At 48.8% G+C, this 20,881-nt stretch carries 21 protein-coding genes; 5 read left to right on the top strand and 16 right to left on the bottom strand.

What is annotated here, in order from left to right; all coding sequences use genetic code 11:
* The first annotated feature begins 27 nt into the window (after nt 1–27).
* Nucleotides 28–2,697: an RNA polymerase sigma factor RpoD gene (gene rpoD / locus ACO0LF_RS01390; protein ID WP_423011237.1), complete on the top strand. Its 2,670-nt coding sequence runs from the start codon at nt 28–30 to the stop codon at nt 2,695–2,697.
* 242 nt (nt 2,698–2,939) lie between these two features.
* On the opposite strand, the gene ACO0LF_RS01385 is transcribed toward rpoD, so the two are convergent.
* On the bottom strand, nt 2,940–3,464 hold the full coding sequence (locus ACO0LF_RS01385) for an AAA family ATPase (protein ID WP_423011235.1): 525 nt from the start codon (nt 3,462–3,464) through the stop codon (nt 2,940–2,942).
* Nucleotides 3,452–4,042 (bottom strand): nicotinamide riboside transporter PnuC, encoded by a 591-nt coding sequence (pnuC, locus tag ACO0LF_RS01380; RefSeq protein ID WP_423012413.1) that lies wholly within the window; start codon nt 4,040–4,042, stop codon nt 3,452–3,454. The genes ACO0LF_RS01385 and pnuC overlap by 13 nt, the downstream gene beginning before the upstream one ends.
* Before the next feature lie 200 nt (nt 4,043–4,242).
* On the opposite strand from pnuC, the gene ACO0LF_RS01375 reads away from it, so the two are divergent.
* Nucleotides 4,243–4,740 (top strand): pilin, encoded by a 498-nt coding sequence (locus tag ACO0LF_RS01375; RefSeq protein ID WP_423011233.1) that lies wholly within the window; start codon nt 4,243–4,245, stop codon nt 4,738–4,740.
* Nucleotides 4,741–4,824: 84 nt separating this feature from the next.
* On the opposite strand, the gene ACO0LF_RS01370 is transcribed toward ACO0LF_RS01375, so the two are convergent.
* A complete protein-coding gene (locus ACO0LF_RS01370; protein WP_423011231.1) occupies nt 4,825–7,056 on the bottom strand; it encodes a TonB-dependent receptor plug domain-containing protein in 2,232 nt (743 codons plus the stop codon).
* 303 nt (nt 7,057–7,359) lie between these two features.
* On the opposite strand from ACO0LF_RS01370, the gene ACO0LF_RS01365 reads away from it, so the two are divergent.
* The gene (locus tag ACO0LF_RS01365; RefSeq protein ID WP_423011229.1) at nt 7,360–7,542 is read left to right on the top strand and encodes a hypothetical protein; all 183 of its coding nucleotides are present in this window, start codon (nt 7,360–7,362) and stop codon (nt 7,540–7,542) included.
* A 75-nt stretch (nt 7,543–7,617) separates the two neighbouring features.
* Here ACO0LF_RS01365 and ACO0LF_RS01360 read toward each other — a convergent pair whose 3' ends face one another.
* From ACO0LF_RS01360 to ACO0LF_RS01340, 5 genes are all read right to left on the bottom strand, one after another.
* On the bottom strand, nt 7,618–8,373 hold the full coding sequence (locus tag ACO0LF_RS01360; RefSeq protein ID WP_423011227.1) for a hypothetical protein: 756 nt from the start codon (nt 8,371–8,373) through the stop codon (nt 7,618–7,620).
* Nucleotides 8,374–8,385: 12 nt separating this feature from the next.
* Complete coding sequence (locus ACO0LF_RS01355; RefSeq protein WP_423011225.1) at nt 8,386–9,225, bottom strand: MipA/OmpV family protein; 840 nt, start codon at nt 9,223–9,225, stop codon at nt 8,386–8,388.
* A gap of 148 nt (nt 9,226–9,373) precedes the next feature.
* Nucleotides 9,374–10,156, bottom strand: coding sequence for a glycosyltransferase (locus tag ACO0LF_RS01350; protein WP_423011223.1), 783 nt, complete (start codon nt 10,154–10,156; stop codon nt 9,374–9,376).
* 160 nt (nt 10,157–10,316) lie between these two features.
* Entirely contained in the window at nt 10,317–11,633 is a 1,317-nt protein-coding gene (locus ACO0LF_RS01345; protein ID WP_423011221.1) for an ATP-binding protein, read from the bottom strand.
* 12 nt (nt 11,634–11,645) lie between these two features.
* Entirely contained in the window at nt 11,646–12,332 is a 687-nt protein-coding gene (locus tag ACO0LF_RS01340) for a response regulator (RefSeq protein ID WP_423011219.1), read from the bottom strand.
* Between the two features lie 241 nt (nt 12,333–12,573).
* Here ACO0LF_RS01340 and ACO0LF_RS01335 point away from each other — a divergent pair, with 241 nt between their 5' ends.
* A complete protein-coding gene (locus tag ACO0LF_RS01335; RefSeq protein ID WP_423011217.1) occupies nt 12,574–13,290 on the top strand; it encodes a hypothetical protein in 717 nt (238 codons plus the stop codon).
* A 90-nt stretch (nt 13,291–13,380) separates the two neighbouring features.
* Nucleotides 13,381–14,064, top strand: a complete 684-nt coding sequence (locus tag ACO0LF_RS01330) for a GNAT family N-acetyltransferase (RefSeq protein ID WP_423011215.1) — start codon at nt 13,381–13,383, stop codon at nt 14,062–14,064.
* A gap of 63 nt (nt 14,065–14,127) precedes the next feature.
* Here ACO0LF_RS01330 and ACO0LF_RS01325 read toward each other — a convergent pair whose 3' ends face one another.
* From ACO0LF_RS01325 to ACO0LF_RS01290, 8 genes are all read right to left on the bottom strand, one after another.
* Nucleotides 14,128–15,072, bottom strand: a complete 945-nt coding sequence (locus ACO0LF_RS01325) for an exopolyphosphatase (protein WP_423011213.1) — start codon at nt 15,070–15,072, stop codon at nt 14,128–14,130.
* 180 nt (nt 15,073–15,252) lie between these two features.
* A complete protein-coding gene (locus ACO0LF_RS01320) occupies nt 15,253–15,732 on the bottom strand; it encodes a DUF3060 domain-containing protein (protein WP_423011211.1) in 480 nt (159 codons plus the stop codon).
* 291 nt (nt 15,733–16,023) lie between these two features.
* Entirely contained in the window at nt 16,024–16,305 is a 282-nt protein-coding gene (locus ACO0LF_RS01315) for a hypothetical protein (RefSeq protein ID WP_423011209.1), read from the bottom strand.
* Nucleotides 16,306–16,316: 11 nt separating this feature from the next.
* Nucleotides 16,317–16,664 carry a chorismate mutase gene (locus ACO0LF_RS01310; protein WP_423011207.1) on the bottom strand — a complete coding sequence of 116 codons (348 nt, stop codon included), beginning with the start codon at nt 16,662–16,664 and terminating at the stop codon, nt 16,317–16,319.
* 297 nt (nt 16,665–16,961) lie between these two features.
* Nucleotides 16,962–17,180 (bottom strand): hypothetical protein, encoded by a 219-nt coding sequence (locus tag ACO0LF_RS01305; protein WP_423011205.1) that lies wholly within the window; start codon nt 17,178–17,180, stop codon nt 16,962–16,964.
* A gap of 168 nt (nt 17,181–17,348) precedes the next feature.
* Nucleotides 17,349–18,632: an MFS transporter gene (locus tag ACO0LF_RS01300; protein ID WP_423011203.1), complete on the bottom strand. Its 1,284-nt coding sequence runs from the start codon at nt 18,630–18,632 to the stop codon at nt 17,349–17,351.
* 567 nt (nt 18,633–19,199) lie between these two features.
* Nucleotides 19,200–19,757 carry a hypothetical protein gene (locus ACO0LF_RS01295; protein WP_423011201.1) on the bottom strand — a complete coding sequence of 186 codons (558 nt, stop codon included), beginning with the start codon at nt 19,755–19,757 and terminating at the stop codon, nt 19,200–19,202.
* A gap of 213 nt (nt 19,758–19,970) precedes the next feature.
* The gene (locus tag ACO0LF_RS01290) at nt 19,971–20,813 is read right to left on the bottom strand and encodes a transposase (protein ID WP_423011199.1); all 843 of its coding nucleotides are present in this window, start codon (nt 20,811–20,813) and stop codon (nt 19,971–19,973) included.
* Between the last annotated feature and the right edge of the window lie 68 nt (nt 20,814–20,881).

Genomic DNA, 20,881 nt, shown 5'->3' with positions numbered 1-20,881 from the left:
CAGACTGTGCAAATGGTGGTTCCCGTCGTGGACACGATGGAAGACACGCCTACTCTGGTGACGACGCCTGTGACTGTGATTACCAAGCGTCGCTCAAGATTGGCGTCTGCTACGGCTGATGGCTCGACAGATGCGGGCGAGGATGCGGTGGATGCGCCATTAGCCACAGATATTGAAAGTGCAGACGATGCCAGCGCGACATTCGCAACTGCTCCGTCAGATTTCACTGGCGTACAAGTTGCAGAAGCGGTAGAGGCTGGTAATAAGCCAGAAACAGCTGCGACCACTGCCGATGCTGAAGTGGCCAAGCCGCGTGTCGTCGTCATACGCAAAAGCGGTCCAAAACTGGCCAAGAAATTATTGCTGGCTGACCAGCCTGCGACGCCTGCACCTACGCTGATCAAGCGCGAGGCACGCATAGGCTCAGGCAAACTGGCGCCACCGGCACCTGTAGTAACACTGAAACCTGTAGCCGCAGCCACACCCGGCGCAGTTGCCGGATTTGCTGCATCGGCGGCGCCAGCTACACCCTCTGCTACTGCCAGAACTGTGGCACCTGTGGCACCGATGGCACGCACGACTCCGGTAGCGATGGACGTGGCAACTGCCCTGAATGCCATCGTCTCGGCTTCTCCTGCCGCGGCCGCAAGCAGCATCAAGGATATAGATACATCGGCTTATGTTTTGCCAGCGATGCGCGAGCCTGCCAAGCGTGGCCGCAAGTCTTCTGAATTTCATTTTGAAAATGATGAAATCCAGGCGCTGAATGCAGCTGAGTCAGCCGAAATGAAACGTGCGGCCCGTGTCAAGGCCAAGAAGCCTAGCGCAGCCAATGCTGCCAGCCAGGAAGCGCAACTGGAGCTGTATCGCAAGCAGTTGACTAAATTGATCAATCTGGGCAAGGACCGCAGTTACCTGACCCATGCAGAAATCAACGATCATCTGCCCGACGATGTTGCCGATGCCGAGATGATACAAGGCGTAGTCAGCACCCTCAACGACATGGGTATTGCTGTGTATGATGCAGCACCCGATGCCGCCATGATGCTGTTGACCGACAACGTCGCCAACAATGTCACTGAAGATGAGGCAGAAGCCGCTGCTGCTGCCGCATTGGCAACAGTAGACTCTGACTTTGGTCGCACCACTGACCCGGTACGCATGTACATGCGTGAAATGGGTGGCGTAGAGTTGCTGACACGTTCAGGTGAAATTGAAATCGCCAAACGCATAGAAGATGGCTTGAAAGACATGGTGCAAGCCATCTCTGCCTGCCCTGGCACCATACAAGAAATACTGGTGATTGCAGACAAGATCGCCAAAGATGAAATCCGTGTGGATGACATCATTGACGGCTTGCTGGACCCGGATGCAAGCGATGCACCGGCGATAGAGCTCAGCGACAATGATGATCTCGACGATCTGGATGACGACGATGATGCAGTAGCAGAAAATGCCAGCGGCATCAGCGATGAGCAATTGCAGCACATGAAAAATGTGGTCTTGCAAAAATTCGCCATCGTCAGCATGCGCTTTGAGCAAATGCAGGCTGCCCGCGCTGCCGATGGCTACAAATCACCTGCCTACCAGCAGGCGCAAGCTGCCATCACACGTGAATTGCAAGGCATGCGTTTCAGCGTCAAGACGGCAGAAAAACTGTGCGACTCTTTGCGCAAGCAAATGAAGACCATGCGCCAGACTGAGAAGCAGATGCTGGAATTGATGGTCAATAAATGCGGCATGCCACGCGCTTATTTTGTTGAGCATTTCCGTCAGAACGCGACCAATCCTGAATGGCTGAACAAAGAAATCAATGGCACATCCAGCTATGCCGCCATCCTGGGTCGCAACATCCATGCTGCCCGTGAATTGCAGCAAAAGCTGATCGACCTGGAACACAATGTCAGCCTGCCTTTGCATGATCTGCGTGAAATCAACAAGCAGATGGTAGCGGGTGAGAAACGTTCCAGCGAAGCCAAGGCTGCCATGACTGAGGCCAATTTGCGCCTGGTGATTTCCATCGCCAAGAAATATGTGAATCGTGGCCTGCAATTCCTGGATCTGATCCAGGAAGGCAATATCGGTTTGCTCAAGGCTGTGGATAAATTTGAATACCGTCGCGGCTATAAATTCTCTACCTATGCAACCTGGTGGATCAGGCAGGCAATTGCCCGTGCAATTGCCGATCAGGCACGCACTATCCGTGTGCCAGTGCACATGATAGAAACCATCAACAAGATGAACCGCGTGCGTCGCCAGCTCTTGCAAACGACCGGTCTGGAACCAGAACCGGCAGCAATCGCCGAGAAAATGGGCCTGCCAGAAGGCAAGGTAAGGGAAATCCTGAAGATCGCGAAAGAACCGGTTTCTCTCGACGTGCCTATCGGTGACGACGGTGATTCACAATTGGGTGACTTCATTGAAGACAGCATGACCCTGTCACCTATGGCAGCAGCAATGCAGGCTTCTGTACAAGAAAAATTGAAAGAAGCACTGGACTCCTTAAGCCCACGCGAAGCCAAGGTCTTGCGCATGCGCTTTGGCCTGGAAACCAGTACAGAATTCACGCTGGAAGAAGTGGGCAAGCAATTTGAAGTCACGCGTGAACGCATACGTCAAATTGAATCCAAGGCCATGAAAAAACTGCGCCACCCAGCCCGCGCTGACCACCTGAAGAGTTTGATGGAAAGTAGCTAAGTCATCATCGCTTCAAATCAAAAAGCACTGCATCTTCAAGATTGCAGTGCTTTTTTATTGGTGCCACTCCATTAGAAACCGCGATGAAGTACTGACATTAAAACAGAGTGTAATCAGCACTCTCGTCATTTCGTAGGAGCGGCTTTAGCCGCGAACAATGTGCCGCGCCAATGATTATCGACAGTAACAGGCATTCGCGGCTGAAGCCGCTCCTACAGAGCAGTATTTAAGAATTGTCTACATTAACTGAGCAAAAAAGACAGGGCAAACTGTACCTGCTCCAGTCTTGCCTGCGTGCTGCCCTCGACCAGCAAGAAAGGGATTTCTCGCTCATCCAGCACATTCAATAATTCTTCATGCACACGATCACGCACATACGCGGACTCGCGCTGCAAGCCATCGGCCTGCCAGGGAAAATCCGGTGCTGTGACGAGACAAAAATCATAGTGATGCGAGAGTTCCAGCTCAGCCAGTTCCGCATCTGGCTCGCCAAAATAATGACGGCTGTAGATGGCGGTCATGATGGGTCCTGTATCGCAAAATAACCATTGCTTAGCCTGCTTTGACAACTCTGCTTCGCGCTGCACCTGTGTCCTGGCAATCAGGATTTGCTCTTCCTGCCTTGGTACTCGCTGATGCTGCTCAACAAATTCACGCAAATATTCAGGCACCCACAGGGTTTGATAATGGGCAGCCAAAGCCTCGGCCAGTATGGATTTACCGGAAGATTCCGCCCCCAGAATGACAACGCGATTTACCGGGGACATGTTTTACTCCAGACACGCAGGCCAGCGATGGCCATGAAAATGAAAATAGCATACAGCACGGCTGTGGGCATCAAGCCCTTGTACACATACAGGCCTACATACAGAACATCGACAACAATCCAGACATGCCAGTTCTCCAGTTTTTTACGGCTCAGCAAAACCTGGCCCAACAAACTACCTGCCGTCAGGAACCCATCGGCATAGGGCACATCGGTATCTGTATAGTGCTTCAAAAACCAGGCCAGCAAGACAAAAGCCAGCAGCGTTGCCGCTAAAGCCAGCCACCTGCCCTGCGCAGGCAAGCGCGTCACCGGCAAGTGCTCATGCCCATTATCGCCACGTAACCAGCACATCCAGCCCCAGACAGATGCCAGGATAAAGACAAACTGCAAACCCATGTCACCATAGAGCCTGGCGTCAAAAAATACCGCCGCATACAAGCCAGATGAAATAATGGAAAACAGCCATGCCCAGTGCAATTGCCTTATATTCAAAGCGACAGTAATAATGGACAGTGCAAAAGACAGCAGTTCCAGCAAACTGGTGCTGAAACCGAATAAGGGGATAGGATCATTCATCATGCATAAGAAAATTGATTAGCCCGCATTATCAACGATAGTAGCAGCGATGTCATAGCCAATTACGCAACATGAGCGGGGCCAGGCGATGACAAATCCAGTATCATGCTGCACTACGGCTATATTTAGATTGTGATAAGCAATACTTATCCGCTATATTTCTAAAACAAACTTAACAGCATCAACAGAAAACTGGCACCATGAAAAAACAATCGGGATTTACGCTATTGGAAATGATGGCAGTCATAGGGATTATTGCCATTTTAGCCTCAATGGCTATTCCCTCCTATATGTTCAAGATCATCAGGGAACAGCTGGAAACTGGGATAAAGTTTGCCGACATCGCTAAAAAACCAGTAGAAGCTGCCTGGCTGCTTGAGCACAAATTTCCTGCCGATAATAAGGCTGCAGGCTTGCCAGAGGCAAACAAGATAGTCAGTAATCTCATCAGCTCGGTTGCTGTTCAGGACGGTGTTGTCAATATCACATTTGGGAATAGCGCCAATAGCGTACTCAAAGGCAAGGTCATCAGCTTGCGCCCGGCCGTGGTTGACGATGCTCCCATCGTACCGATTGCCTGGGTCTGCTCCACCGGCCCAGTGCCTGAAAAGATGACGGTCAAGGGCCTGGACAGCACTAACGTCGCACCAGCCAATCTGCCTGCTTACTGCCGTCCCAAGGTAGCAGAAAAAAAATAAGCAGCACTTAACCCTATATAAAGCTGCATAAAAATATCAAATACCAGCCAAGGGCACTTCAGAGATGAAGTGCCCTTAATTATTTCAGAATTTGTGTTCAAACATGACGCGGGCAGTCACTGTGGTAGGCGTGATATTGGTTTGAACTGAACCGTTACTCCCTGTAAAGCTGCCAATATTGATATTATCCTGATGCAGTAGATTGCCCAGCGACACACGCAAATTTGTCTTAGGGTCAAACTTCCACAAGGCATATACATCGAGTACACGCTTGGGCACAGAATACGAACTCTGTGTATCAGAAATTTTAACCAGGCCGCCGTCTTGGAAGCTGGCATTACCGCCTATTGTTAAAGGTATCTTGTCCAGCTTGTAATCTATACCCAAATTGGCACTGACAGGGGTTTGTGAATCCAGGCGGTTATTCGGTCCAGTCACACTGCTGAGAGTGGACCAGTTGAAAGAGACATTCGCCCTGAAGTCGATAGCCGGTGCCCCTTCCATCATTGCACGCAAAGGGAATTTGGCTTCCAGTTCTATACCCCTGGTCGTTGCCTGGCCATCATTGACTGGCATACTGACCCACTTGCCATTCGTGTCCTGAGACAAATCTGTGCGGGTAATATCATTGATCCTGCGGAAAAATACACTGGCGCTCAGCATACCGCCGCCTGGCAGATAATGTTCGTAAGCCATATCGAGGCCCCAGGCCAGTTCCGGCTTGAGGTTAGGATTGCCCTGGGAATCTGGATTGCCCTGACTATTGTCGTTAGAGATAAAACGGCGCGGTATCAGGCGATTGGTGTCGGGCGCCTTGTAAGTACGTGTGATACCGAGCCTGACCTGATCGTTTTTGCTGTCCGGCAGTTTGTACAAAGTCTGCAGTATCGGGCTCCAGACGCTGAACCTGTTATGTATGCTGTAAGGCGTATTATTCTTGTCCGTGCTATTCGCTTTGAAGTCGCCGCTGCTACGGGTATCAATACCCTCCCAGCGCAAGCCACCATAGACAGACCATTGCTTGGTGACATTCCATTCATCCTGGGCAAATACTGCCATGCGGGTTACATCTGCATTGAAGTTTTCGTCAAGATTGATCAGTGGCAAAGTGTTACTAACATCAACTTGTGTACGTGTTTCGCCACGCTTGCTATACGCTCCATCCCAGCCAAATACAAACGAGTGATCCTGAACAAATGGCGCACTGTATTTGCCACTCATGGTCAGGCCTTTGTCTGTAGCACCCGAAATACTCCTGCGGTCAAGTATCTGTGCTTTATTCTCGCCATAACCCCACAATTCCACATCAGAATTACGCTTGTTGTAGTTCAGGCCGAGTTTGACATCCAGCTTGGCACTATCTGCCAGTTTATGTATCCAGTTCAGATTGGTGCGCAACATGGAGGAGTCAGAGTGTACATTTTGCAGATCACTCGCATAAATTGGTTTTAAGCTATCTTCCTTGCCCTTTAATTCTTCTGGCAATATGCCAACGATGTCAAATGTCCTCATTTCACTGAAGTGCCCATCAAAGCGGCTCGCATTGACAAAGCTCTGCGTGGTCAGCGTATCGCCATTTTCAAAATTCCAGTTTATTCTCGGTGAAAACCCGAGGTTATTGAAAGTACCCCACCCCAGACTATTGGTGTGCATTGCTGTATAAGGCCTACCATTCGCATCCGTGCGCACTTCATCTGAATACGAAGGACGTTCATATTGCCCATGATTGAGATTGCCGGAAATGGAATAAGACATGCGCCCAGCCTTGTCCGACACTTGGTAATTGATGTTTTCACCAAACTTGCCACCATCCTCAAACAAACCAAGCTTGAGTTCCTTTTGTGCAGTCTGTACAGACTTTTTCAAGACGATATTGATCGAACCTGCAATTGACGCCGTGCTCAGATCTGCTGTAGCAGCGCGTATGACTTCTATGCGCTCTATCAAATCCGGCGACAAAGAATCCAGCGAAAACCCCGGTGGACTAGGTTCGCCGTTGAGCATAATCTGGGTATACCCGGCACCCAGGCCACGCATGCGTATATCACCGCCACGCCCCTGCACGCCACCTATGGTAACGCCAGGCAAGCGCTTGAGCACTTCGCTGATCGTGGTATCGCCATAACGTACGATGTCTTCCTGGGTGACGACGATCTTGGTGGCAGTATCCTGGCGGCGCTCGTCATAATTACGTGTGCCTTGCACCTCTACTTTTTGGATCTTGGATTCTGATGCTTTGGCATCTGCTTTTTCAGCAGGTTCAGGCTTGGCTGGATTTGCAGTTTGTGCAAAAGAAGACTGGCTAAAAGCGGCCATGATCGCCAGAGATAAAATTGTCGGGCGCAAAGAAAGGCTGGGTACTGGCATATAAATATTATTGTAACAACAGTGATATAGAGTGAAGCTAAGACCATATCACATCAGCTGAGTTCCTTGATGCAACAATTCGTTACTTAAGCCGTAATACCACTACGCCACTATGTTTTTTGCACATGCCACATATATGCTTTCCATCATGCCAGCATGATGGAAACATCTGATACACAGATTTACACTACAGTTGTCAACCCAAAGACCCTGTCAGGCATTGAATGCTGAGTAGTACAACAGGAGTCCATCATGCGAATTAAGCTCATTACCATGGCAGCCATCATTCTGAGTATGTCCAGTTTGTCAGGCTGTGTCGTGGCACCAGTCAACGGGTACGGATATGGTTACGGGTCGCGCGTCTATGTCAGCCCGCCGCCTATCATTATTGAGGGTGGTTCTTACTGGGGTGGCAGGCATTGGCGACGCTGGTAGCAACCGTCTGTGAACAGCTAATTCTGCCTTCCAGCGAACTAGCTGTTCAAACAGGTTTGCTTGCTTATTGACCGTTCATTCAAATAGCGGCGCAATGGCGATAGGTGTTTGCTGTGTCAGCAACTGGCCTTTTTCCTGCACATCGGCAAAACGCAGCGTCGCGGTTTTATAAGCCTTGTTCGCCTCATCAGGAAAAGCACTATTGTCCAGCAAGGACAGTACATGCATTTGCGCATCTGCGCCCCTGAATTTTAGCCCCGCTTGTGACAGATTTTTAGGATAAGAAAAACGCACGCCAACGCAGGCTTTGTTGCCCACTTTGATATCCCCTGTGCTTTTTAAATACGTCTGCGCCTGCTCGCAAGCCTGACGCAAGTCGGCCAGCTCATACACCCCATCTGCCCTGGTTTGTATCGATATTCTGCTTTGGAAAATGTACTGCCCTGCTACCTGATTAATCGTCAGTTCTGCGTTTTCATCATAGGCTGATTTCAACAGTGGAAAACTGGCACGTCCCAGCACATCCAGGGGCAAATTCAGACGCATGGTTTTACCGACCAGATTTAATTGCAGATTGTCTGGCAAGGCATTTCCGGCTTTGCTGGCAACCTGGAAATGACTTTGAATCAGATGTTTTGCTTTGCCATATTTTTCAAACTGTATCATCAGTCTATAGGCATTGCGGTAGCTGATCCACTCAGTATCTGCCTGGCTTTCCGATGCCTGTACCGCGGCTTGCTTCATGCCTGGCAATGCGCTATTCGATTGCGCAAAAACCTGCATGGCAGCAAACTGCATCATGACAAAAATGGAGGCGTACTTGATGATCATGCTTTTATAAAATTAAAATCGATATGCCAGTCCCGAATACACGGTGACATAATTTCTTTTACCCAACCACAAACTATCCTGGTCTATATCAAACTGGTGTGTTGCTGTCACTTGCGAGGTAATGATCCAGGACGAACTAAGGTCCCAGTTCCAATGTGCACCCAAGTAAATATTTCTGACATTGGCATTGGTATTGGGTGCAGGCTTGTTCGCTTTCCAGGTTAAGGTTTCGCCACCTGAAGCCGCAAAACCATTTCCAGAATTGGCAACATTGGTTATGTAACCATCCGCAAGATTGGGATCAAAACCTGAGTTGGCGTTATCGTAATAGCGCCTGCTCCAGGTCAGGCCAGACGACAATGCAAGCCCGTGATGCTCGGCAATTCTGTAATAGCTGCGGCCTTCTATATTCAGGTAAGTCGTCTTCTTCCCAGCCCCTGTTCCGAGCAACAGTTTGCTAGCGATGCGCAGATTATTCAAAGGGCGTAAGTTAAAGAAACCACCCACCTGAAAACTGCCATCCACGTCCCCATATCCTGCCAGTTTGCGCGCTGCCGATGCACTACAGCCTCTTTGATAAGATAGCAAAGGGCCAAACTCGTAAGCATCGTTCCGGCTCAAATGCACGCCAAGATTAGTATTACGCAAGAACACACCATTACTCCATTGCATTTGCACATTAGGCATGATGCGAGTGGTTTGTTCGCCACCAACTTCGCAACTGGGCTCAGACAATACGCCCAGACCGATATACATATCAGAGCTACCGTCCGGCAAGCTACTTGAAGCCGGAGTCTGGGCACAGGCCACATGGGCGACACAAAAAAGAGATACAAATATTATAGATTTCATGCTGATCAATTGTAGTCGTGTATATACCCAGCCTATCGTCAATACCATTAAAAATGCGCAGCGATGCTACAGGTATAGAGGCAAGGGAAATCCGCATCATAGACAGCTCTTTCCAGTTTCGCAACGACCATACCCATACACCCTCTGCTCAAGGTGCTTTCGCATCTCCTGAAATCACATCGACATACAAGCGCACATAATTTTTTGCCATCATTTCAGCCCTGAATACCGTCTGATAACGTGCCTGCGCAAACTTGCCCAGGCGCTCTGCCAGTTCTGGCTGGTCCCATATACGACTCATGGCTGCACGCAAAGCAAGTACGTCTTCAGACGGCACAAGCAAGCCGGTTTCACGGACAATATTGTCATAACTGGCATCCCCATCCATCTCGCCCAGTAACTCACTTGATATCATGGGCTTGGCAAACATCGCTCCTTCCAGCAGCGATATATCATCGCCATCCGATCCCACATGGGATGGAAACAACAGCCCATAGCAAAGACTCAGCAAAGCGACTTTATCTTCCTCAGGCAAAGCCCCCAGAAAATGTACATTATTGAGTCGCAAGTTCCTGGCTTGTTGCTTCAAATCTGCCTGCTCCGGGCCATCACCCACTATCAAGACCGTCATGGCACTACCTGCCACGGCCTCCAGCAAAATAGGCAAACCCTGCTGATTACTCAGCGTACCTGCGAACAAAAAGAAGCGTCCGGCAAAGCGCAGCCGCCATTTATTGAGCATGGCAGCTTGTGGCTGTTTGTCTGGAACCAGCTCATTACCATCACGAAGATGAGCCAAGTGGATGTTACTGGCCAGATAGCCCGGCGCTTCCCATGCCAGCTTGTCAATATCATTCAAAAACCAATGGAGCAGCGGCTGGTACACTTTTTCCAGAAATTTTTGTCGCACGATGTTTGAGTGAGGGCTCACGATTGCAGGTTTCCTGATTCCACAATACAAATGCATTAATCCATAACAATGAAATACGACAGCACACCATGAAGAGAATGATAGAGAGCAGGCGCTGACAAATCTTCCCCAACTTGTCTGGCAAATGTCATCAATTTGTACGTCTGTGGCTCAGTGGGGCTTATTGGGCCTGCAAAGGTAAAGAAATGATAAATCTTGCCCCGCCAAACTGCCCTTCTTGTACGATAATTTGGCCGCCATGGGCCTCTATGGCTTTCCTGGCAATGGCCAGGCCCAGGCCAAAACCGCCAGTGTTGCGGTCACGACTACGGTCCAGCCTGTAAAAAGCATCGAAGACACGCTCGCGTTCACTGGCAGGTATGCCGGGACCATCATCTTCCAGGCTAATGTCGATATTGCCATCCAGCTTTCTGGCGCGTAACCAGATGCGACCATTGGCATATTTGGCGGCATTGCGCAAAAGATTGCTGATAGCCCGCATCAGCAAACGCTGATCTGCCCGCACATTGCCAAGGTCGACAGAGAAATCGGTCTCTAATTGATGAGCCACCAGCACATGCTGCAAACTGTTGACGCAGTTATTCAAGCTCTTACCGAGATCAAATTCACGGCAGTCCAGCCTGGCATCCTGATCCAGCTTACCCAGGTCCAGCAATTCACTGACCAGCGCATTGAGCTCACTGATATCCGCCTCCATGGCCTGCATGCGCGGCTCAAGTTGGGGATTTTTTGCGGCGTTTCTTAGTAATTCCAGGGCAAACTCCAGCCTGGCGATGGGGGTGCGCAATTCATGGGATACCGAATGCAAGAGATTCTTTTGCGCCGCCAGCAAAGCCTCTATGCGCGTTGCCATCTGGTTCATGCGCTGCGCCAGCGGGTAGATACTGTCGCGCTCACTGGTTTGCGCCCTGACCTTCAAATGCCCGGCACCAAACTCATCAGCGACTTTTGCCAATGCCTGCAAACCACGCCAGTGGCTGCTGGACCAGACCGCGATCGGTATCAGCAAACACAGGGCGACTATGATATAACGCAGCAATTCGGTTTTTAGTACGGGCGCAACATCAATCGGCAATTCCTGCGCCAGCAAGACTTCTTCATCACTGCCTATATAGCGCTCGCCATTCAAGTCGACGCGGCGATAAAAGGATTTGGCAGTCACATCCATGACCACATCCCCCCGCATCAATTGCGCCTGCTTTGTCTTGGTCAATTTTTGCTGCGCCATTTGCAAAGGGATCAACTCTATCCTGGCGTGGGTAATTTCACGTATCTTGTTGAGGCGCGTCAGCCATTCATTTGGCCCGGCCTGGTCGACGTATTCGGTCAACAATAAAATCTGTCCTGATGCCTGCTGCAGTGCCACTTCTTCCAGGGGGTCACCAAAAAAAATGGTGATGGAAGCGTAAATGGCAATCGTGGCGACGCTGATGGACAGCATCACCAAGGCAAAGAAGCGCAGGAACAGACGATTCATCCCCTGATCCCACTAATCCCAGGCAGACGGGCTGAACAAATACCCCTCTCCCCAGACTGTCTTGATCTTGTCAGCGTCAGCGTCATCAAATTTGCGCCGCAAACGGGAAATTTTATTGTCTATACTGCGATCCAGGCCATCAAATTCTATGCCGCGCATCTGTATCAAAATATCATTGCGCGACAAGACCTTGCCAGCAGCTTCTGCCAATACCAGCAGCAATTTGTATTCAGCACTATTGAGCGCAACGGGTTGATCGCGCCAGAACACTGTGCGGTCATTGCGACACATGCGGAAGGCACCAAAGACCAGCTCGCCACTATCCTCTTCAGGTTCCTCCTTGACACGCCTCAGCAAAGCACGCAAACGTGCCAGCAATATCCTTGGTTGCACAGGTTTATTGACATAATCATCTGCACCCTGCTCAAGGCCAGATACTTCATCAAAGGCATCTTCGCGCGCAGTCAAAATCAAGATCGGCACAGCACTGATGGCACGCAACTGACGGCAAACCACCATGCCATCCATGCCGGGCAACATCAAATCCAGAATCACGATATCTGGCGAGCTTTGCTGGAAATGCCCAAGCGCAGCATCACCACGGCTGACGATGTCTATCGTAAATTCATATTCACCCAGATATTCGGCAACCAGCGCCGCGAGCTTGACATCATCTTCCACCAGCATTACACGAAACATATATTTCTCCTTGGCCCGCATTGTTATCAGCAGGCCGCGATTTTACGCAAAAAGCCAGGTGTGTAGAGACTGCTTACAATTTTCAGACAATTTCTAAGCTGCGTCGCATCTACAAATTTAAGACAAATATTCTACATTTCGAGAACGATTTCCTTAGCACCAAAAGCTATTCTCTGCCCCATCAAGCTCTCATTAACTGTGGTTTCTTGCAGGCCACATCCTTATACCCTTAGGTTATTCCATGAATTTACCAAAGCACTTATTCTTCGCCATCATCGCCAGCGCTGTACTGACTGCCTGCGGAGGCAGCAGTGATTATATTCCCAAGCCCCTGCCTGCACAGCTCAGCATAGATTTCAGCGCAGAACCAAGCGGCTGGGCTTTTGGCACCTCGGACTTTAGCAGCGAAACCAGGCCCACCGACATCGTCACAGAATACCGTACCCTGCCCCTGCCATTTAGTGGTAAAGGTTTATACACCTATGGCACTAACCGCAGTGATGATTTATTTATCTATATTAAGAAAAAATATTCAGGCTTTGCCCCCAATACCGAATATGCCCTGAGTTTTCAAACCACCATCGTCAGTAATGTCGCCTCAGGCTGCTTCGGCGTAGGCGGCTCGCCTGGCGACAGCGTCTGGCTATTTGCCGGCGCCTCCCCGACAGAACCATTGACAGTAAAAAATGGGGATGAGTTCATCATGAATATAGACAGAGGTGGCCAGTCAGGTTCGGGTAAATATGCCCTGGTGCTGGGCACCATAGGCAATGCCAGCACAGATTGTGGCCGCGCACCCTATATGGAGAAAAAACTCAGTAATCAAACACCATTGAACATCAAGACCGATGCCGATGGCAGCCTGTGGCTCTTGCTGGGCATAGACTCAGGTTTTGAATCCACCAGCCACATCTATTACAAAAGCATCATAGTAAACGCCGTACCCGTCGCTAAATAAGGCGAAGGCAAGGTCAAAACTGCCGTTTGCCTGTACGCCAGGCACGCGGCACAGTAAAATTCTCTATCGTGAAAACCATAGATGAATTCCATGTCAGCAGTTAATACAGATAAGCCAGAAAATCCAACAGCAGCAGAACTATCCGGCATCAGCGCACAGATACAAGCCGCCGCCCTGCAGGCAGGTCTTGCACTACGCCTGGCCGACAAGGGCCATGCCAGCGCGCCCGCCTATCTGAAGGCAGAAAAAGTCCTTGGCCATAAGCTGAGTTTTCGCAACGCCACCGTGGCAGATGCCGACTACATCGTGGCTTTACGTACCGATGAGCAAAAATCCAGGTTCATTTCCAGCACCTCGGCAGATGTAGAGGCACAGAAGCAATGGCTGGAAAAATATGCCCATGATGACAGGCAAATTTACTTCATCATCCAGGATATGGCAGGAGAAAAGATAGGCACGGTACGCCTGTATGACCAGCAAGCTGATTCATTCTGCTGGGGCTCATGGATCATACAAGCTGGCGCAGCCAGCAGCAGCTCGATAGAATCCGCCTTGATGGTGTACCACTATGCGCTGGCCCTGGGCTTCCAGCAGGCGCATTTCGATGTGAGAAAAGCCAATGAATCCGTCTGGAAATTCCATGAACGCTTTGGCGCAAAAAAAACCGGCGAAACAGCAGAAGACTTGCTCTACACCATCGCCGCCAGCGACATCGTCCACTCCCTGGACAGGTACGCAAAATTCCTGCCCAGGGGCATACAAATCCAGTTTTAAATCCAGTTTTGATTGAGTACTGCCGGCGCATTACAGTACTGTCAACGCATTTATATCAGCGCCTCAGCCGTCTTGATTAATACGGCTGATGAGCGTTGCCAACACCTGCTCCGCCTGCTCATTACCGACCTGGCAAGTACCGGCATTTTCATGGCCACCACCGCCAAACTCCAGCATCAAGGGGCCTATATTGGTTTTGGAAGTGCGATTCAAAATCGACTTGCCAGTCGCAAACACGGTATTCTGGTTTTTCAGGCCCCAGAGTACATGGATGGAAATATTGGTCTCAGGAAATAAGGCGTAGATCAGGAAGCGATTACCTGCAAAAATGGTTTCTTCATTGCGCAAGTCCAATACCACCAGGTTTTTATGCACGGTAGCACAGCGCAGGATTTGCTCCTTGCACTTTTCTTCATGCTCAAAATACAGATCCACCCTCTCCTTCACATCCGGGTTTTGCATGATTTCCGCAATACCCTGGGTCTTGCACAGGTCAATCAACTCCATCATCAAATTGTAGTTTGATATCCTGAAGTCACGGAAACGCCCCAGGCCGGTGCGCGCATCCATCAGAAAGTTCAGCAAATCCCATTCTTGCGGGTGCAAGACTTCCTGGCGATTGAATTGCGCAGAGTCTCCCTTGTCGACCGCCGCCATCATACTGTCCCAGGATGCCGGGAAAGCCTTCAGCCCGCCATAATAGTCATATACCACTCTCGCTGCCGACGGTGCTTCAGGCGCGATGACATGGTTCGTCCTGGCACCACCCTCAGCATTGCGCAAAGTCTCAGACAAGTGATGGTCAAACGCCATATGTATCCCGTCTACATAGGGCAAATTGGTACTGATATCATTGTCGCTGACGGCAATCTTGCCATCCTGCATGTCTTTGGGATGGACAAAGAGGATGTCATCAATCAAATCCAGGTGTTTGAGCAGGACTGCACACACCAGCCCGTCAAAATCACTACGCGTAATCAAACGAAATTTCTTGGCATTCTCAGACATGAATACTCCCCCTATCGAGTGGTGAGTGGTTTATTCCTCATACAACAAACTCGCTTTACAACATAGTCTCGGCGCTTACGTTTAATGTAATCACTTTCCCTGCGCTTGTCCATGATGTAAGTGAATATGCAACAAGTCAAACCATAACAAAGGGGCATGCCCCTTTGTTATATCGAAAAACTAGCGCCTGCTGACCTGATTGTCATTGCCTGAACTCTGCACTTGCGGCTCCTGACCATTCAGCGCCTGCGTCCATTTGACCTGATTATCGTTGCCAACAAGTTGTACCTTGCCCAATTGCGCTATGGTGACCTGGTTTTCATTGCCATTGACATGCACTTGCGGGCAAGCCCCAGTCAGGCTGATCTGATTGCCATTGCCCTGTATATATACTGGCTGGCCATTGCATTGTGTGCTCTTACTCATGTCATTGCCCGTCATGCGTACGCCATCTGCACGGCCTGTCTGCTTGCCGCCGCTATTACTCTGGACCGCACTGACACTGGTCCCAGGCGCTTTGACACTGACATTCGCGCCTGAGCCAGTATTCTGGTTCGCATTCACGCTGATGCCAGGCATGTTCACTGATACATCGCCCGCATAAGCGCTTGCACCTACTAATAGCAAGACTGTCAATAAATGCTTTTGAAATTTCATCATTCTGCCTTTATTCATACAAAAATTAATCAAGCAATTACCTGCTATATGCAAAGGTAACTGAATTCCAGCCCGGGTTAAGCTTTGCTGTGATTGCAAGGGAGGAATAAGGCAGAATGCTAACATAATGCCAATAGCAGGCCAGAAAATGGGAAATGAGGACATCAGGCGCAACTTTTAATAGGTATGCGTGTGTCTCATTTTTAAAACCAGTCTGCCTCGGCAGAAGCCATCTATTTAACAATGGAGGCAGCGAAGTGGCGCATGAAGTTTATCCAGTCAAGTTCTCGCCCGTTAAAGGTTTTCTACTTCTCTGTACAATATGCCCACTGCATAATCCCAGGCTTCTGCATACTGTGGCACTGCTTTCTGCATGCCTGGCTGCAAGCTGGCATCAGCCACCGCCCGGTCTATGTTTTTCACGCTAATAATTTTATCCAGCAGTAAAGGCTGTGCAGCAACGAGAGCAGCCAGCATTTCGCCCGTCAGCAGATCCACTGTCTGAAAAGTTTTGGTTTCCTGATCAGTTACTTTATTAAACAGCTCTTGCGCCTGTTTTTCCCAAGTGGCAAGCAAGTCTTGCTGAATTATTTTGCTGGCGATGATTTGTGCACAAAAAAATCATGCGCAACTCTTTGCTCAATACCATATTGTGATGCCAGCCCTGCCACCTTCTTCAGTAACGCCTCTTCAGGCTCTGGTTCATCAATGGAAATCCTGGCACTCCACTTATGCCTGGCCACATCTTGTGCCATATTTAATCGTTGCTGCATCAGACTGAGCAAACGCAGCAACCTCGGGTCACTGAAATTTTGCGCTTGCGCTGGATGCGCTGACAACAAAGCTGCCCCAGCCACGGCAAAATAACATAACCAACGCCGAAAGGTTTTCTGGATAGTGCAATGAAATACCAGGGAAACAAAATTGTGTGTCATCAGTGTGCCATCAGTACAGAAATCTCGGGCAAAAAATCCGATTGAACTTGAACACATATTGATTTCATATTTCCCAATATTAATCGCCACATTTTGTTTTTTTCAGAGGCCAGGATCCTCGCCATCTTTCCGGTTTCGTCTTGGGAAATTCCTATTCTGATCACCGTCCTTCCTGCCTCTTTCACGATCATTTCGAGCCCACTCCTCTTGATGATTTTCTTCAGTGGATGGTCTTGCTTCGGAAGTAAATAAAAATAAGGTCAGGCCTTACATTACTCTGATAAGCGCGAATATCGACTAATCTTTCCTCTCATCGATATTTTCTTTTTTTTCAAAAAACATGTGCTCATGTGAATGATATGCAGTAAACATCCACAACACACCTAAAACAGGAAGCGCATAAGGTCCAATATCAACATGAAAGAATTTATGCAATATGACCATTGGCAATATGATGGCAAAAATCAATGCAAAAACCTGATAAACACGGTGCAATGATTTTGATTTTTTACTCATAATTAAATTAAAAAATACCAGTTTAAGGATGCTCTGATTATCTCCATATGACCACGCGACTATCCGAATGAGTACTTTAGATAACTTTAGAAAGCAAAAGTAGGATACCCATTAGCCCCTGGCAATGAAGTAATCGAACAACATACCCGCAACAGAGCCTGCGCTAAATTATTCAAAACGCTCCCTGACAATACCGCGATAAATCAGGAAGGTTGCCAGCAAGCCTATGCCGCCAGCCATGGCCAGCCAATATCCTGGCGCGGCCTTATCGCCGGTGGTTTCTATCAGCCAGGTTGACACCAGAGGTGTCAAACCACCAAAAAGCGCCGTGGCCAGGCTATAGGCCAATGAAAAACCTGCTGTACGAATGCGTAAAGGGATAATTTCAGTCAGGGCAACTACCGTGGCACCGTTATAGCTGCCGTACAGGAAAGACAGCCATAATTCCACGATCAGCATATGCTCATAGCTTGGATTGGCGATCAGCCATGATAACAAGGGATAAGCCGTGACCAGCGTCAGACCAGAGAACAATGCCATCAGCGGCCACCGGCCTATACGGTCTGACAGCGCTCCCATGACAGGTAACCAGATGAAGTTGGAAACGCCCACAAACAAGGTGACCAGCAGGCTTTCCACTGTTGTCAGTTTCAAGACACTTTTGCCAAACGTAGGCGTATAAACCGTAATCAAATAGAAAGACACGGTAGTCATGACTATCAGCATCATGCCGGTTAACACCAGTGGCCAGTTCAGCGAGATCGTTCTCAGCATTTCCTTGAAAGTCGGATGCGTTTTTTGTGCCAGATAGGCTTCGGTTTCCTGCAATGAGCGCCGGATATAAAACACCACTGGAATAATAGAGCAACCGATGAAAAACGGGATGCGCCATCCCCAGTCTGCGATAAATTCCTTGCTCAGGTTTTCATTTAAAAAATAACCCAGACTGGCAGAAAAAATGATGGCAACCTGCTGGCTTGCTGATTGCCAGCTTACATAAAAGCCTTTGTTTCCAGGTGTCGCCATTTCCGATAAATAGACCGAAACCCCACCCAACTCAACACCGGCAGAAAAGCCCTGCAACAAACGCCCTATCAATACCAGCAAGGGAGCTAGCAAGCCTATCGAGGCATAACCCGGCACGAATGCGATCAGTGCCGTGCCCGAAGCCATGATCCCCAAGGTCAGCACCAAACCTTTACGGCGGCCTATGCGGTCTATATAGCCCCCGAGGATAATGGCACCCAGAGGCCGCATGAAGAAGCCGGCACCAAAAGTGGCAAAGGTCATCATCAGGGCGGCATATTCACTGCTGGCAGGAAAAAATGCCTTGGCGATGTAGGTCGCATAAAAGCCAAACAAGAAAAAGTCGTACATCTCGATGAAATTCCCACTCGTGACACGTATCACAGTAAAGAATTTCGATTGCTGCGGGCTGGCAGTTGTACTCACCTGAAGTCTCCTGAATGCTGCTGATAAGAATGTAAAGAATAGCGTAAATAGTAACGTGACTTAAGCGCTCTGCTCACATTTGCTACTTTACGTTACAGTTCTTATTCTGTATTTGCGCGCAAAGCCGGGGGCTTACGGCAAGACAATTCTATGTTATAGAAATGTGTGAATTGAACACTCGAGCCCTTCTTTGCTCATGCCATCGCAATCCTTGTTTTGAAATCAGTTATCTGCTCTGCGATGCACAAGGGAGAGAGGAACCAAATCCGGCAGCCACTAAGCTGCCCGTCAGGTGAACGCATGCAGTACTGCGATGTTTTTGAAGTAGCTGTGCTGATGAGCGAAATCCGGCTTTATGTTTCGCTAGATCCATATTGGTGACTGGTACGATTCACGTAATCACAAGTTGAAACAAAAAGCACGACGGTATTTTGAAACAAGCGTGTGGTGGTGTAATCAATCTCATTGCGGTGTATTGTGAGTATGTTGTTCGACTACCGGGGGCTAATGGGTACCCCCTTCTTTTTTGTGTTGCTCAATTAAGTCACGAACGGGGCGAGGCATAGGTTAAATTCCAGGACGATTACCTACTTTAGATTGCCCAGATAACTCAGTTATACATCCGGCATCAAAATTGTCCAATTCAAAGCCACCATAATTCAATACCTTTTTTGGTTTTTCGAATGTACCTAAAACAAAAACATATGAAGTTAGATTTTTTTCGCATTTCTTGCTAACCATCCCCACACGAACAGAAACATCGACAATAGTGTCTTCTGCTACAGGCAGTAGGTTGATTTCAGAAATTTGAACATTTTTGCTAACAGAATCCCTTTCCCCTATTGAAACAGCAACCAATACTTGCCGTTTGAAATCAACTCTGGATAGTATTTTTTCATAGTCAGAGTGACTCATAGCTGATTTTACCCATGATAAATCAAGCTGTTCTTTATTTTCAAAGTGATACAAATTAGGCGCAGTCGGTCCGTTAGCCCCAGTAAAAATCTGCACAAATTCAACCGCGTTGGAGCACCCGGACAAAGACAATAAGACGGAAAAAAAAATAATCCTTGGAAGAAATTCACATACGTCAAAAAATTTAACTCCTATTTGCGACATTTGCATGGAATGTTTCCTTTCTATATCAGAAGAATGGGGTCAGAAGAAGGGGTCAGGTCTTACATTACGACAATTCTACACTTGGAATAGATAAATATAAGACCTGTCCTTTCTTTGTCTTTAACGGCTTATCTATACAATACGAGTCGCTGAACCAGCCCCTCAGCCACATATCAGCAAGAAGCTCCATATGACTCTTGAGTGAAGATCAGGCTGAGATCAAGACTCTGCCTCAAATGCCCGCACCGCCCGACTTACAGTGACATAGTGGACAGAGAAAAATTCTGCAATTTCCGCCATGGAATAAGCACCGGAACGATAGGCCTGGGCCATCGCTTCATTACGGTCAGTAAACTTTTCCTGATAGGTATGCAAGGGCAAAGAAATTGCACGTCTGTGGGCGATGGACACGTCCCGGAGATCTTCTGGCCGTAATTGATGCTGGTATCTGTCGACGAACTCATCATCCCCCAGCAGCAGTTGATGCCGGGTCGCCAGCAAGGGCGACGCCAGGCCTACTCCATCCAGTACAAACTTGACATAGGCTGTTCTGGCCTGCTTGCGTTTTGCGCCAAACTGTCCAAGTAAATAGTCAGTATCCAGCCACGGTGGCGCGTGTCGGTCACGCATGGTGAATTCATAGCTACTCCACTGCCAATGTTCTGGCAATTCCACCATCCCGGCACGCACGGGATTAAGAATAATGTAGCGCGCCAGCTCTAACAGATGCGCTTCTTTTTGCACCAGAATGGCTTTATACCTGCCCTGGAACAAATGCCCCACTTGCTTGTGACGACGATTAAAACGCTGGGTATATAAACCATTGAGCTGACGCATGCCCCGCGACAAATTGCCATCGATGGTTTCCACCAACAGATGGTAGTGATTACTCATTTCGCAGTAAGCATGCACCACCCAATTAAAGCGATCACATACCTCGGCCAGTACCGTCAACCACTCCTGCCTGTCATCATCATCCAGATAAATATCCTCACGCCTGTCTCCGCGAGAAGTGACGTGATACAAAGCTCCGGCAAATTCTAGTCTTAGTGGTCTGGCCATGCTTTAAGCATAGCAGGTTTTCTGAAAAATGTATGAATGTAAGACCTGACCCCTTCTTTTCTTCTAAA

Origin of the sequence: Undibacterium sp. Di27W, assembly GCF_049340345.1 — a bacterium.
Lineage (GTDB): Bacteria > Pseudomonadota > Gammaproteobacteria > Burkholderiales > Burkholderiaceae_D > Undibacterium.
Note: the sequence above shows the minus strand (reverse complement) of the source record. Positions and strands in the feature narration are given on the sequence as shown.

Coding starts and splice junctions, on each gene's coding strand:
- ACO0LF_RS01385 (WP_423011235.1), bottom strand. CDS start 3,464: ATGTCCCCGGTAAATCGCGTTGTCATTCTGGGGGCGGAATCTTCCGGT.
- pnuC (WP_423012413.1), bottom strand. CDS start 4,042: ATGAATGATCCTATCCCCTTATTCGGTTTCAGCACCAGTTTGCTGGAA.
- ACO0LF_RS01375 (WP_423011233.1), top strand. CDS start 4,243: ATGAAAAAACAATCGGGATTTACGCTATTGGAAATGATGGCAGTCATA.
- ACO0LF_RS01370 (WP_423011231.1), bottom strand. CDS start 7,056: ATGGCCGCTTTTAGCCAGTCTTCTTTTGCACAAACTGCAAATCCAGCC.
- ACO0LF_RS01365 (WP_423011229.1), top strand. CDS start 7,360: ATGCGAATTAAGCTCATTACCATGGCAGCCATCATTCTGAGTATGTCC.
- ACO0LF_RS01360 (WP_423011227.1), bottom strand. CDS start 8,373: ATGATCATCAAGTACGCCTCCATTTTTGTCATGATGCAGTTTGCTGCC.
- ACO0LF_RS01355 (WP_423011225.1), bottom strand. CDS start 9,225: ATGAAATCTATAATATTTGTATCTCTTTTTTGTGTCGCCCATGTGGCC.
- ACO0LF_RS01345 (WP_423011221.1), bottom strand. CDS start 11,633: ATGAATCGTCTGTTCCTGCGCTTCTTTGCCTTGGTGATGCTGTCCATC.
- ACO0LF_RS01340 (WP_423011219.1), bottom strand. CDS start 12,332: ATGTTTCGTGTAATGCTGGTGGAAGATGATGTCAAGCTCGCGGCGCTG.
- ACO0LF_RS01335 (WP_423011217.1), top strand. CDS start 12,574: ATGAATTTACCAAAGCACTTATTCTTCGCCATCATCGCCAGCGCTGTA.
- ACO0LF_RS01330 (WP_423011215.1), top strand. CDS start 13,381: ATGTCAGCAGTTAATACAGATAAGCCAGAAAATCCAACAGCAGCAGAA.
- ACO0LF_RS01325 (WP_423011213.1), bottom strand. CDS start 15,072: ATGTCTGAGAATGCCAAGAAATTTCGTTTGATTACGCGTAGTGATTTT.
- ACO0LF_RS01320 (WP_423011211.1), bottom strand. CDS start 15,732: ATGATGAAATTTCAAAAGCATTTATTGACAGTCTTGCTATTAGTAGGT.
- ACO0LF_RS01310 (WP_423011207.1), bottom strand. CDS start 16,664: ATGACACACAATTTTGTTTCCCTGGTATTTCATTGCACTATCCAGAAA.
- ACO0LF_RS01305 (WP_423011205.1), bottom strand. CDS start 17,180: ATGAGTAAAAAATCAAAATCATTGCACCGTGTTTATCAGGTTTTTGCA.
- ACO0LF_RS01295 (WP_423011201.1), bottom strand. CDS start 19,757: ATGCAAATGTCGCAAATAGGAGTTAAATTTTTTGACGTATGTGAATTT.
- ACO0LF_RS01290 (WP_423011199.1), bottom strand. CDS start 20,813: ATGGCCAGACCACTAAGACTAGAATTTGCCGGAGCTTTGTATCACGTC.